General features: G+C 59.9%; 12 protein-coding genes. 11 read left to right on the top strand and 1 reads right to left on the bottom strand.

The genetic code is table 11. The annotated features are described in order from the left end of the window. The first annotated feature begins 160 nt into the window (after positions 1 to 160). From GWQ22_RS11160 to GWQ22_RS11150, 3 genes are all read left to right on the top strand, one after another. Positions 161 to 1,765: an ATP-dependent helicase gene (locus tag GWQ22_RS11160; protein WP_345893636.1), complete on the top strand. Its 1,605-nt coding sequence runs from the start codon at positions 161 to 163 to the stop codon at positions 1,763 to 1,765. Positions 1,766 to 2,096: 331 nt separating this feature from the next. Continuing rightward, the gene (locus GWQ22_RS11155; RefSeq protein ID WP_275930348.1) at positions 2,097 to 3,155 is read left to right on the top strand and encodes a PQQ-dependent sugar dehydrogenase; all 1,059 of its coding nucleotides are present in this window, start codon (positions 2,097 to 2,099) and stop codon (positions 3,153 to 3,155) included. Between the two features lie 20 nt (positions 3,156 to 3,175). Then, complete coding sequence (locus GWQ22_RS11150) at positions 3,176 to 3,301, top strand: entericidin A/B family lipoprotein (RefSeq protein ID WP_275930347.1); 126 nt, start codon at positions 3,176 to 3,178, stop codon at positions 3,299 to 3,301. A 19-nt stretch (positions 3,302 to 3,320) separates the two neighbouring features. Here GWQ22_RS11150 and GWQ22_RS11145 read toward each other — a convergent pair whose 3' ends face one another. Continuing rightward, on the bottom strand, positions 3,321 to 4,109 hold the full coding sequence (locus tag GWQ22_RS11145; RefSeq protein WP_108537855.1) for a DeoR/GlpR family DNA-binding transcription regulator: 789 nt from the start codon (positions 4,107 to 4,109) through the stop codon (positions 3,321 to 3,323). A 255-nt stretch (positions 4,110 to 4,364) separates the two neighbouring features. Here GWQ22_RS11145 and ltnD point away from each other — a divergent pair, with 255 nt between their 5' ends. The 8 genes from ltnD (at position 4,365) to GWQ22_RS11105 (ending at position 13,408) form a co-directional block, all read left to right on the top strand. Beyond that, positions 4,365 to 5,273, top strand: a complete 909-nt coding sequence (gene ltnD, locus GWQ22_RS11140; RefSeq protein ID WP_275930346.1) for an L-threonate dehydrogenase — start codon at positions 4,365 to 4,367, stop codon at positions 5,271 to 5,273. After that, a complete protein-coding gene (gene otnK / locus GWQ22_RS11135; protein WP_275930345.1) occupies positions 5,270 to 6,520 on the top strand; it encodes a 3-oxo-tetronate kinase in 1,251 nt (416 codons plus the stop codon). Before ltnD ends, otnK begins: the two co-directional genes overlap by 4 nt. After that, positions 6,513 to 7,145, top strand: a complete 633-nt coding sequence (locus GWQ22_RS11130; protein WP_275930344.1) for an aldolase — start codon at positions 6,513 to 6,515, stop codon at positions 7,143 to 7,145. The genes otnK and GWQ22_RS11130 overlap by 8 nt, the downstream gene beginning before the upstream one ends. Continuing rightward, complete coding sequence (gene otnI, locus GWQ22_RS11125; RefSeq protein ID WP_042034965.1) at positions 7,142 to 7,915, top strand: 2-oxo-tetronate isomerase; 774 nt, start codon at positions 7,142 to 7,144, stop codon at positions 7,913 to 7,915. Before GWQ22_RS11130 ends, otnI begins: the two co-directional genes overlap by 4 nt. 35 nt (positions 7,916 to 7,950) lie before the next feature. Further along, positions 7,951 to 8,895: a D-erythronate dehydrogenase gene (denD, locus tag GWQ22_RS11120; protein ID WP_275930343.1), complete on the top strand. Its 945-nt coding sequence runs from the start codon at positions 7,951 to 7,953 to the stop codon at positions 8,893 to 8,895. Continuing rightward, positions 8,892 to 10,394, top strand: a complete 1,503-nt coding sequence (locus GWQ22_RS11115; RefSeq protein ID WP_275930342.1) for a gluconate:H+ symporter — start codon at positions 8,892 to 8,894, stop codon at positions 10,392 to 10,394. Before denD ends, GWQ22_RS11115 begins: the two co-directional genes overlap by 4 nt. 84 nt (positions 10,395 to 10,478) lie before the next feature. Beyond that, complete coding sequence (locus GWQ22_RS11110; RefSeq protein WP_275930341.1) at positions 10,479 to 11,381, top strand: DMT family transporter; 903 nt, start codon at positions 10,479 to 10,481, stop codon at positions 11,379 to 11,381. Between the two features lie 572 nt (positions 11,382 to 11,953). Beyond that, positions 11,954 to 13,408 (top strand): OprD family outer membrane porin, encoded by a 1,455-nt coding sequence (locus tag GWQ22_RS11105; RefSeq protein WP_108537848.1) that lies wholly within the window; start codon positions 11,954 to 11,956, stop codon positions 13,406 to 13,408. The last annotated feature ends 119 nt before the right edge of the window (positions 13,409 to 13,527 follow it).

Here is a 13,527-nt window from a genome sequence, read left to right as displayed (position 1 = left end):
AGGACTCTGAGGGTAGAATTGGTCATGGCGTATCACCTCTGTTAATTGAGATTCTTCGCGGGAATCAATCAGCAGGATACGCCACCTTCTCTATCTCCCCCATACACCAGAAATCACCATAACTCCAAGGGTCTCGGTATTCACCTTTCACGGTCTTGCGATGAGCCTGACAGGTAATGCGGTGCAAAACCGGACCTCAGACGATATCGACTTTGCCACCATCATTGATGACGCTATCAAGCTGCTCCGGGGAGAGCAGAGCCAGCTCGGTCTCGAGTTGGAAGAGCAGCGGGAAAAGCTGTTGGGGGGTCTGCAATTTCTGCTCGTCGACGAATATCAGGACATTGACGAACAGCAGTACCAACTGATCGCTGCACTGGTTGGAAAAAGCGAAGAGGATGAAGAAGCGCGCCTGCACCTGATGGCGGTGGGTGATGACGACCAGTCTATCTACGCCTTCCGCGAAGCGAACGTCAGCTTTATCCGTCGCTTCGAGCAAGATTACAACGCCCAGACGCACTACCTTACGTGGAACTACCGCTCAACAAGCCACATCATCGAAACGGCTAACCAGCTGATAGAACACAATCTGGATCGCATGAAGCGTTCGCACCCCATTGTGATCGATGAACGGCGCAAGATGGAGATACCGGGTGGCGCTTGGGAAGGGCTGGAGACTGCACGCGGCAAAGTCATCGTCCAATCCTGCACTGACGCAGCCCAACAGGCCGCTGAAATCGTCAGACACATCACACTGATTCGTGAAAAAGATCCGACATGCCCACTGGAATCTATCGCAGTGCTGGCTCGCAATGGGTTGGATAAAGAAGAGCTGGCATGGGTACGTTCAACACTCGCTGATGCTTCTATTCCCTGCAGATTTACCCTGGATCGAGAGCATGGCTTCCCGATACATCGCTGTCGCGAGATCTTGCGTTACCAGAACTGGTTACATCAACAAGGCCACGCACTCCTGACAGCGCAACAACTGGCCGGTCCACTCCCTCCCCTTGATCAGGCAAACCGCTGGGAAACCTTGCTGTACGATCTGATTACCCAATGGCAGGAGAGTCAGGGAGAGCAAGCGCTGTCAGCGCACTATTTCCTGCAGTTCCTTTACGAATACCTGAGCGAACAGCGACGTCAGATCCGCTTTGGCAAGGGCGTGCTCCTCAGCACAGTGCATGGCGTTAAAGGGGAGGAGTATCGCCATGTGTTGATCCTTGATGGCGGCTGGCAACGCTGCGCAGAAAGCAATGCGAACAACATCGAGGAAGAGCGGCGCCTCTTCTATGTTGCGATGACCCGAGCAATCCAACGGTTAGTGGTTATGTCCCGCGCTGACCAGCGGCATCCCCACCTCCCGCTCATTGCCGAACGTTGTTACAACGAGTCGATCCAGGCCACCGCCCCTGTACGGCAGCGCCGCTTTGCCATCATGGGTATGCGCCAACTGGATATTGGTTATGCAGGCCGTAGCAACGAAAACCACCCGATACACCAGCACCTGCGGCAATTACACGTCGGAGACGCTGTACGTATCGATATCGACAAGCTTCAGAAACTCCATGTTTTCCATGGTCAAACACCTGTAGCTCGCCTCTCCCAAAGTGGTCATCAGATCTGGCTGAATCAGTTTGCAACTATCCGGCACGCCAACGTCATCGCCATGATTGAGCGGAGCAAAGCACAGACAGACGACGCCTACCAGGAACAATGTCGAAGTGAGCGGTGGGAACTCCCCATTATCGAGCTGGAGTTATAACGGTCTGGGCGAAGAGTGCTCTACCACTCTCCGCCCAGGCAAGTCGCCACAACGGCATCATGTCGCGGATCAATAGTGAGTAAATTGATGTTGGCCGCTGTATTTTAAATCCACTTACAATACGCGCCCAATTTTCGTTGAATTCCTTTGATACTCAACCAATGTAATCGTCTAGTCCTGTTTCTCCTGCTACTGCTTTGGAACACGCCCCATCCCGGCTCGTACAGGGGAGCATTGCTCCTGATGCTTCTATCACGTCTCTCTATACTTCAGCGATATTGACCCGCCCCGGCAACCTGTATTTTGACCGGTCACTGTAGAGGAGATCCACATGTTCAGAGTGCTGGTACTACTGCTCTGTCTGATCGCGCCCGTCCGGGCCATCACTCTGATCCCGCTGGTCGAGGGGCTTTCCCATCCCTGGGGTCTGGTGCTGTTGCCTGGCGGGGAGTTTCTGATCAGCGAACGGACAGGCCGTTTGCTGCGCATCGATCCGCAAGGGGAGCGCCATTCGGTGCAGGGACTGCCTCCCATCGCCAACGCCGGTCAGGGGGGATTGCTCGACCTGGCCCAGGACAAGGAGGGCTGGATCTATCTGAGCTACAGCGAACCGGGTGAGGGCGGTGCAGGCACGGCAGTGGCCCGTGCCAAATTGCAAGATGACAGACTGCACCAGTGGCAACTGCTGTTTCGCCAGCAGCCGAAAATGAGCGGGAGTGCCCACTTTGGTGCCAGGCTGCTGACAGGGGACGATGGCTACCTCTATATCACGCTGGGAGATCGCTATCAGGGGCGAGATCAGGTCCAGTCCCTCGATAACCATCTGGGCAAGACCATACGCCTGCATCTTGATGGCCGGGTGCCACAGGACAACCCCTTTGTACAGCACGCCGGAGCCCTGCCCGAGATCTGGAGCCTGGGTCATCGCAACATGCAGGGGGCAGCCCTGCACCCCGTCACAGGCCAGTTCTGGGCCCACGAACACGGTCCCCAGGGCGGCGATGAGGTCAACCTGATCCTGCCTGGCCGCAACTATGGCTGGCCCAGCGTCAGTTTTGGCGAAGAGTATGGCGGCGGCAAAATTGGTTCAGGCACTGCGGCCCCCGGTATGGTGCCGCCAAAGTGGATCTGGGTTCCCTCCATCGCCCCCTCCGGCATGACGTTTTATCAAGGCACCCTGTTCAAGGAGTGGCAGGGCGACCTGCTGGTCGGTGCCTTGCGGGGTCAGGCCATGTTGCACCTGAAGATGGAGGGAGACAAGATAGTCTCGCAAGAACGCCTGCTGACCGAGCTGGGGGCACGGATCCGCACAGTCAAGGAAGGACCGGATGGCGCCATCTATCTGCTAACCGATGCCCCTGACGGACGCTTGCTAAAACTGATTCCCTAACTCACCTGAGAGGAAACAAGATGAAACACATGAAATATGGGCTGCTGCTCTGCTGCGTCCTCTTGATGGGCTGCAACACCGTCAGTGGTATCGGCAGGGATATCGAAAAAGCGGGGGAAGTGATCCAGCGCTCCGCCAATAAATAGGGCGTGGGCAGTGAGCCGCCTAACCGGCGGCCTGCTGCTCTGCCAACCAGGACACCAGCGTGAGCTTGACACCATGTTGGGCCAGCACCTCGCGGGCGCTCTCCGGCAGTTGTCCATCCGTGATCACCTGATCGATCACTTCCCATCCCACTACGTTGAAAGTCCCCACCTTGCCATATTTGGACGAGTCGCAGATGAGTATGCGGGTAGCGGCCGCCTCCACCACGGCGCGCTTGACCGGTACCTTCTGTTCGCTGGGGGTGGAGATCCCCATGGCATCCCAGGAGGACGCCGACAAAAACGCCATATCAAGGTGCAGATTGCGCAGGAAATGGGCGGTCGCCTCACCGGCGCAGGACTGATTCTCCCGAATGACCTGGCCCCCGGAGTGATAGAGGCGGCAACGACCATGCTCGATGAGGTAGGCACAGACCATAAAGTCGTTGGTCACTATCATCAGATCTTCCCGCTGCGCCAGTTCGCGGGCCAGTTCGAGGGAGGTGGTGCCGGCATCCAGATAGATGGTGCTGCCCTGCGCCACCTGGGCGGCCGCGTTGCGTGCAATGGCCAGCTTGGCCTCCTGCATCAGGCTGCGCTTGGCGGCATGGGAGGGTTCGCTCTTGATACGCAGGGAGAGACTCACCCCTCCCGAAACAGAGAGCACTCGCCCCTGCTCTTCCAGCTTCTGGATGTCGCGCCTGATGGTCATGTGGGAGACCTGTAGCCGCTCGGTCAGTTCGGTGATGCTGACGGCACCGCGCTCGGCCAACAGGTGCAGTATCTGTTGCTGTCTCTCTACGGGGATCATGGGCAATCCGTAACGGTAAAACGGGTGTTCATGTTACCCCAGTGGAGTGGGAAATTTTGATAAAAAATCCCCCCTCAGCTCACGCCTCACATAAATTCACACAAAAATGACATCCAAAGCCATCCAATTGGCTCCATACATTCATAAATAACAAAAATTAACACCGCGATAGTTAAAATTTGTGATGTCAGCCTGATTTTTGACCACAACAACCCCTTACTATCGGCTCATCCGTTGTAATCGAGGAATAGACAGATGAGCAAACCCTACCACGTAGCCGTCATCGGCCTGGGCGCCATGGGAATGGGCGCCGCCCGCTCCTGCTTACGGGCCGGACTTGCCACCTATGGCATTGATCTCTCTGAAACCGCCCGGGAGCAGTTGCAAGCAGCCGGTGCGACCGCCGTCATGGCCGATGCCCGCCCCCTGGCAGAAGCACTGGATGCCGTCCTGCTGCTGGTGGTCAACGCCGCCCAAGTGCGCCAAATCCTGTTTGGCGAGAGCGGCCTGGCCGCCCACCTCAAGCCGGGCACAGGCGTCATGATCTCCTCCACCATCGCTGCTGATGAAGCCGCAGCCCTGGCACACGAGCTGGCCGGGCTGGAGCTGCTGATGCTGGACGCCCCCGTCTCCGGCGGTGCCATCAAGGCCGATGCGGGCGAGATGACGGTGATGGCTGCCGGCTCCGACGCCGCCTTTGCACGCCTGCAGCCGGTGCTCGACGCCGTGGCCGGCAAGGTCTACCGGGTCGGCAGCGAGCCGGGTCAGGGCAGCACGGTCAAGATCATCCATCAACTGCTGGCCGGGGTGCATATCGCCGTGGCCGCCGAAGCCATGGCGCTGGCCAGCCGGGCAGGCATCTCCCTCGACCTCATGTATGACGTGGTGACCCATGCCGCAGGCAACTCCTGGATGTTCGAGAACCGCATGGCCCGAGTGCTGACCGGTGACTACCAGGCCCGCTCCGCAGTCGACATTTTCGTCAAGGATCTCAATCTGGTGGCCGACACGGCGCGGATTCTGCACTTCCCGCTGCCGCTGGCAAGCACGGCGCTCAACATGTTCCTCACCGCCAGCAACGCCGGTCACGGCAAGGAAGACGACAGCGCCGTCATCAAGATCTTCGACGGCATCAGCCTGCCGGGTATGGAGGGCACAGCATGAAACTTGGTGTCATCGCAGACGACTTCACCGGGGCCACCGACATCGCCGGTTTTCTGGTGGAAAACGGCCTCGCCACCATCCAGTTTTCCGGCATCCCGGCAGAGGCGGATCTGACGGGGGTTGACGCCGTGGTGATCAGCCTCAAGAGCCGCTCCTGCCCGACCAGCGAGGCGGTGCGCGACTCCCTAGCCGCCCTCGACTGGCTCAAAGCGCGCGGTTGCCCGCGTATTTACCAGAAGTACTGCTCCACCTTCGACAGCACGGCGGCGGGCAATATCGGCCCGGTGACCGACGCCCTGCTGACGGCGCTGGACAGCCGACTCACCCTGATCTGCCCGGCGCTGCCGGTCAACGGCCGCACCGTCTATCAGGGCAACCTGTTTGTTGGCACCCAGCCGCTCGCCGAGTCGGGTATGCGCCACCATCCCATCACCCCCATGACCGACAGCAACCTGCTGCGGCTGATGGAGGCTCAGGCCGGGGGGCGTGCAGGTCTGGTCCCGTTCACCACCATCAGTCAGGGACCCAGCGCCATTGCCGACGCCTTTGAGCAGCTGGCAGCCGACGGGGTGCGCTACGTCGTGGTCGACACCCTCACCGAGCAGCACCTGTTGGACATCGCCGCCGCTGCCCTCGACATGCCGCTGGTGACCGGCGGCTCCGGGCTCGCCATCGGCCTGGCCCGCCTGCTCGGCGACGGTAATCGGGCTGCCGCCCGCGAGGCAGGAAGGCCGCTTTGCAACCGCGCCGTGGTGTTGTCGGGATCCTGCTCCGAGATGACCAATCGCCAGGTGGCCTGCTACCAGACCATGGCACCGTCCCTGGCTCTCGATGTGGCGGCATGCCTGACACAGGCCGATTACCCGGCCGAGCTGGCCCGCTGGGTCTTGAGTCAGCCGGCAACGCCGGCCCCCATGATCCACGCTACCACCAGCCCCAACGAGCTGGCCACCATTCAGGCCCGTTTTGGCCGCGAAGCAGCGAGCGAGGCGGTGGAGCTGTGTTTTGCGCAAGTTGCCGTGCAACTGCGCGAAGCGGGGGTGGAGAGCTTCATCATTGCCGGCGGTGAAACCTCCAGCCGCATCACCCAGGCTCTGGGTATCGCCGCCTTCCACATCGGCCCTCAAATCGCCCCCGGCGTCCCCTGGGTGCGAGCCACCGATGCCCCTCTGTCACTGGCCCTCAAATCGGGCAATTTTGGTGACGAAACCTTCTTCAGCCGGGCACAGGAGTTCTTCCATGACTGAACAGGCACTGCGCGACACCATGGTGATGCTGGCTGCATCCCTTTTCGAACGAGGCTATGCCACCGGCGGGGCCGGCAACCTCTCGGCCAAGTTGCCGGACGGCACCCTGCTCGCCACCCCGACCGGCTCCTGCCTCGGCCGGCTTGATCCGGCACGCCTCGCCAGGGTGAGCATGAGCGGCGAGCACCTGGGGGGAGATCGCCCCTCCAAGGAGGTGGCCTTCCACCTCGCCATCTACCACAACAATCCGGAATGCCAGGCCGTGGTGCACCTGCACTGCACCTACCTCACCGCCCTCTCCTGTCTGGAGGGGCTGGATCCGGCCAATGTGATCCGCCCCTTCACCCCCTACTACGTGATGCGGGTCGGCCAGCTACCGCTCATCCCTTATTACAAGCCGGGGGATGCGCGCATTGCCGAAGAGTTGGGGCGCCGCGCCGCTGGCGGCAACGCCTTCCTGCTGGCCAACCACGGTCCCGTGGTCACCGGCAAGGATCTCGTCGACGCGGTCAACAACATGGAGGAGCTGGAAGAGACGGCCCGCCTCGCCCTGCTGCTGCACGGCCAGCGGATCCGCTATCTGAGCGAGCCCGAGATCAACGAATTGAGGAGTCTGAAGCCATGAGCAAGTTTGCCGCCAATCTCACCATGCTGTTTACCGAGCTGCCGTTTCTGGAACGCTTCGCGGCGGCCCGCGAGGCTGGCTTCGAGGCGGTGGAGTTCCTGTTTCCCTACGAGTGGCCGGCCGCCGAGCTCGCCCGCCAGTTGCAGCAGTACGGTCTGACCCAGGCGCTGTTCAACATGCCGCCGGGTGACTGGGCGGCCGGGGAGCGCGGCATGGCCGCCATACCGGGGCGAGAAGCCGAATTTCGTGCTCACCTGCCCACCGTGCGTGACTATGCCCTGGCCCTTGGCTGTCGCAAGGTGCACGCCATGAGCGGCATCGTCGACCCGGCACACACTCTGGCAGCCCACCGCCAAACCGTGATCGATAACATCCGTTTCGCCGCCGATTTCCTGGCCAAAGACGGTATCAGGGTACTGCTCGAGCCGCTCAACGATCGGGACGTGCCCGGCTACTTCCTCGCCCATCAGCTCGATGCTCTGGCACTGGTGCAGGAGATAGACAGACCCAACGTTGCGGTGCAACTCGATCTCTATCACGCCCAGATCATGGACGGGGATCTCACCCGCCTCATCGGCAAACTGGGCCCGGCCATCGGCCACGTCCAGATCGCCTCGGTGCCGGACCGTCACGAGCCAGACGAAGGGGAGATCGCCTACCCGCACCTGTTCAAGGTGCTCGAGCAGGCGGGCTACCACGACTGGATCGGCTGTGAATACAACCCCAGAGGCAATACCCGGCAAGGCCTGGCCTGGCTGGCACAACAATAACAACCCTAAACACGAACGAGTCTGAGGATAGCAAGATGCAGATCATTATCACCGGCGGAGGCGGTTTTCTGGGACAGAAGCTGGCTCATGCCCTATTGCACAGTTCCCTCTCTTTCAGCGAGCTGTTGCTGGTGGACATTCAGGAGCCACAAGCCCTGGCCGACCCGCGAGTACGCTGCCTGCAGGCGGATCTGACCGCTCCCGGAGTGGCCGAATCGCTGATAAGTAAACATACCGCCATCGTCTATCACCTTGCCGCCATCGTCAGCAGCCATGCGGAACAAGACTTTGATCTCGGCTGGCGAGTCAACCTGGACACCACCCGCAGTCTGCTGGAGGCGTGCCGCCAGGCCCGCCCTGGCATCCGCTTCGTGTTTACCAGCTCGCTGGCCGTCTACGGCGGCCCGCTGCCGGAGGTGGTAGACGACGGCACGGCACTGACCCCGACCTCCTCCTACGGCGCCCAGAAGGCGATGGGGGAGCTGTTGGTCAACGACTACAGCCGCAAGGGCTACGTCGACGGCCTGGCGCTGCGCCTGCCCACCATCTGTGTGCGGCCCGGCAAGCCTAACCGCGCCGCCTCATCGTTTGTCAGCAGCATCATTCGCGAACCGCTACAGGGGGAACAAACCACCTGCCCGGTGAGCCCAGCGCTTCGCCTCTGGCTCTCGAGCCCCGCCACCGTGGTCAACAACTTCCTGCTGGCTGCCACGCTGCCCAGAGGGGATGGCCGCAGCATCAACCTGCCCGGCATCAGCGTCACCGTCGGCGAGATGCTGGACGCACTCACCGAGGCGGGTGGTCAGGCGGCCCGTGACAAGGTCAGTTTTGCCCATGACCCGGCCATCGAGCGCATCGTCGCCAGCTGGCCCGGACAAATAGACAACAGCCGGGCACTGGCATCCGGCTTCATGGCAGACAGGACGTTTGCCGGGATCATCGACAGTTTCATGACCCATGACCTGCAGGAGGCATCATGAGCACCATACCAACCCCCATCATCGGACTCATCATCGCGGTCTTCGTGCTGGTCTTTCTGGTAGTGCGTACCCGGGTACACGCCCTGATCGCCATGCTGGCCGCGGCCTGCATCGCCGGGATCACTGGCGGCATGAGCATCGACAAGACCCTCACCGTCATCACCCAGGGGTTTGGTTCGACCCTTGGCAGCATCGGCATCGTCATCGGCCTCGGCGTCATGATGGGACGCCTGCTGGAGGTGTCGGGCGCTGCCGAACAGATCGCCTACAGCTTCATCAAGTGGCTCGGCAAACGCCGCGAGGAGTGGGCCCTGGCCATCACGGGCTACGTCGTCAGCATCCCCATTTTCGTGGACTCCGCCTTCGTCATCCTCTATCCGGTGGCCAAGGCGCTGGCGAAAAGCGGCAAGCGCTCCCTGCTCACCCTGGGCGTAGCGCTGGCGGGGGGGCTGGTGGTCACCCACCACACTGTGCCGCCAACCCCGGGTCCCCTCGGTGTCGCCGGTCTGTTTGGCGTGGACATCGGCGCCATGCTCTTGATGGGCATTGCCCTGGCCATCCCCTGCGTGCTCGGCATCGTCTTCTACGCCCAGTGGCTCGACAAGAAGTACCCCGAGTTCGCCGCCCAGGTCGCCAAGACGCCGGATGAACTCCAGTCCACCTACGAGCAGTACATCCAGGGGAAGGAGGGCAAGAGCCTGCCCAGTCTGACCCTGTCACTGCTACCGATCCTGGTGCCCATAGTGCTCATCTTCCTCAAGGCCATCTTCACCACCCTGGCCACCCTGGAAGGCATGGACGGCCTGGCCACCAACCCTCTGGTGCAGGGCGTCAACTTCATCGGCACCCCCATCATAGCGCTCGCCATCAGCGTGCTGCTGGCGGTCTATACACTAGTACCGCACATGGATCGCCACGCCACCGCCGCCCGCCTGGAAGAGGGGCTGCAATCGGCCGGCATCATCTTGCTGGTGACCGGTGCCGGTGGCGCCCTGGGTGCCGTGCTCCGTGACAGCGGTGCGGGCCAGCAGATGGCCGAGCAGATCGCCCAGCTACCCATTTCCCCCATCCTGATCCCCTTCATCGTGGCGACCCTGGTGCGCCTGATCCAGGGCTCGGGTACAGTGGCCATGGTGACAGCGGCTTCTATTTCTGCGCCCATACTGGCCCAGATCCCGGGGGTCAACATGCTGCTGGCAGCCCAGGCAGCCACCATGGGGTCGCTGTTCTTCGGCTACTTCAACGACAGCCTGTTCTGGGTGGTCAACCGCATGATGGGTATCTCGGATGTCAAACAACAGATGGTAGTCTGGTCCATCCCCACCACCATAGCCTGGGCCATTGGCGGCACCAGCGTGGCATTGCTCAACTTGCTGTTCGGTTCGGGCGGCACCTTGCTCGACCCCTTGCTGCCACTGGTGGTACTGGCACTGATCATCTGGGGAGTAAGGCGTCAGCCAGTTACCCCCGTTGCCAATGCGGTAGTAAACAGTAAATAACCAGACCAAAACAGGGATGGTCAGGAGGGAGGGTCAGTCTGCTAGACTGGCCCTCTTTTTATTCATCTTGCAAAGGAGTGTTGGATGTCTGCTTCTTCCTGGTGCGACAAGTCCACCGGTTTTGCGCTGCTGACCTTACTGCTGTGGGCCTCGCTGGCGGCGCTCACCTCCCGGATCGCCAGCGTGTCACCTCTGGTGCTGGTGGGATTGGTGCTCTTCTTCTGCGGCGCCGGTGCCCTGCCGTTCTGGCGCCAGTGGCGAGCTCGCCCCATCACCTGGCTGGTCACGGTTGCGGCGCTGCTGTTCTACCATCTGCTGCTGTTCATGAGCTTTCGCCACGCCCCCGTGCTGGAGGCGAACCTCATCAATTACCTGTGGCCCCTGTGCATCATACTGTTCACCCCCCTGCTGCTGCCGGGCCATCCGCTCCATGCTCGCCACCTGCTGGCCGGGGCGCTAGGGCTGGCCGGTTCCGTGCTGGTGATGGTCAACGGCGAGTTGCAGCTGCAACAGGCCTATCTGCCCGGCTACCTGCTGGCGCTCGGCGCCGCCATCATCTGGGGTGCCTACTCTGTGCTCTCCCGCCGGTTGCCACCCGCACCGGCTGTGGTGACGGCGGCGGCCTGCCTGCCCGCCGGGTTGCTGGCGCTGCTGCTTGCGCTGTGGCTGGAGGGACCGCTGCCCCTCGAACAGATCCCCACCCGCGACTGGTGGTTGATCGTGGGGCTGGCGCTCGGCCCCATAGGGGCGGCCTTCGTCACCTGGTATCTGGCGCTGCGAGACGGAGATCCCCGTCGCATCGGGGCACTGGCCTATCTGACGCCGCTGCTGAGCACCCTGTTGCTGGTGCTGCTCAATGGCGAACAGCTGACGCCCCGTCACCTGCTGGCCGGAGCCTTCATCATGGGGGGGGCCCTGCTCGGCATGCTGGGCAAGTCACCTGCCGCCCGCAAGCAGAAGGAGCCCGCCGCGCCTTCGTTGTCATGACAGCACCGCCATGAAGTGGCTGTCATAAAAACGCCATCTCTCCTGCCTCGGCCATCAGGTCTGAATATCCCGTTATGTCTCTCTTATGAGTCCCCCGCTCCCGCCCCCAACGCGGGGGCATATCTTTTTTTTTGGCACAAAATTATCTGTTGCATACAGGTTAACGAAAAAAGTGACGCCCCTTTCTAAAGATCCGCCCAAGTCTCTTGCCAATTTCACCTGAATATGGCTATCAGCGCCGATATATGCGGGCTGAGGGTGTCCATGACAAGAACCATGATTATTTGCACTCTGTCATATTTTTGAAACTTGGCGGGAACTTTCCATTGATATTTCGCACCGCGAACGTACTCTTGGCATTGTCCGATAGCCAAGAATCGGAACACAAAAAATAACATGATGTGATGAACAGAACTGCCCACCGCACATACGCCAAGACGTCGCGGCCGCAGACGAACGACCAGTAATTTTTTGCCCTACGGGGCTTTGATTGCAATGCCAATACCGAGCGGCGGGCCATCGCCTGACTGCCGGACAAAAAAGCTAAGTCCATAAAATCAGGAGCAATAAAAATGGAAAACGTGATCTTCAAGCGTGCTGCATTAAGCGCGGCGGTTGTTGCCGCCTTGGTCACCCCCAGCATGGCGTTGGCAGCTCAGGATATGATGAGCCCAACTTATGGCAAATCTTATGAAGCCTTTACCGATGATGCCAAGCTGACCGGCGGGCTGTTCTACTTCCAACGTGATCGTGTTCGTGTTGACTCTGGTGTCGTACCTGCAGAGAACACCGGAAAATATCGCTCCAACTTGAGCCATGCTACCGCTCAAGCAGCCCTTAACTTTACCTCCGGCTATGCATGGGACGTGGTGGGTTTAGACTTGGGCGGATTCACTGCCTATGACTTAGCCATTGATGAAAGTAACCCTGTCAACGCCGAGAATGAATTCTCTTTCTGGGGACGAGCTTGGGGAACCAGCAACACCGAATCTGAAAATGGTGCGAGCCTGACAAACGCAGCTCTTAAGTTGAAGCTGATTGAAGGTGTGACCGCAAAAGCTGGCTATACCCAATTGTATGTTCCTGGCCAAATTAGCGTTAACTGGTCTTATCAACCTGGTACTTACCGGGGCGGACAAATTGAAGGTAACCTTGGTGGTCTCTATCTGACCTACGCTATCGCCGATGAATACAAGGCTCCCTGGTTCAAAGAAACTCAGGGCTTTTACAAAAGTAAAGCGTGGAGCGGGCCTTGGGGTAATACCTTCGATAAAGAAAACGAAATCGACTACATCCATGCAGTTGCTGCTCGTTACACCTTTGAGACTGGCACGGCCATTACCGGCTCCTTCGGCCAGTCTGCCGATTATATGGATAGCTACCACGCCAAACTGGCTCACAAGTTTGACGTATTGGGAGGCCTCTCAACCAGCTACCAGTTCTATGGCTCCGAGACTGAGACTTACAAAAATGCCTCTGGTAGTCCTGTAGAGACTTATGATGGCTTGGCATGGCAACAAGCCCTGACCGCCGCCTGGAGCTACGCTCAGTACGGTTTCCGTCTGGAAGGTCTGTGGACCAAAGCGGAAGGGGCTGAAGGCAACTACCTGCCCCGTCTGACCCGCGGCTACGGCAACTCCCAGGGGGCTAACGAAATTTGGTGGGATTCCCGCTCCGACTGGAACGCCAACAACGAAAAAGCACTGTTCTTCGGGGTAACGCGTTCTCTGGATGACCTGGTTGGTGCGCCGGGCTGGTCTGTCGGTGTATCCGGTGCTTACGGCTGGGATATGGAGAAAGGTGATGGCACTAAAGTTGCCGAAGGAGATACAGAGTGGGCAGCTAACTTCGATGTCAGCTACACAGTCCAAGATGGCAAGCTGAAAGGCACCCTGTTCAAACTGCACTACACCGACTATAACAACGATCTGCCATCCACTTGGAAAGGTTGGACTGACTATCCAAACGTGTTTACCTCCGAGCGTGACGTCAAATTCCACATCATCATGCCACTTACCATCATGTAATCAGGCAAATGACGATGTCAGCAAACCGGGCTACTTGGCCCGGTTTTCTTTTTTCCGGGTGGCAGGCTAACATGCGAGCCGGATAAGGTTTTTATCCGCGCTATCCTGCCCGCACGCTT

The sequence above is a fragment of the Aeromonas sp. 1HA1 genome (assembly GCF_029237385.1).
Classification (GTDB): domain Bacteria; phylum Pseudomonadota; class Gammaproteobacteria; order Enterobacterales; family Aeromonadaceae; genus Aeromonas; species Aeromonas popoffii.
Note: the sequence above shows the minus strand (reverse complement) of the source record. Positions and strands in the feature narration are given on the sequence as shown.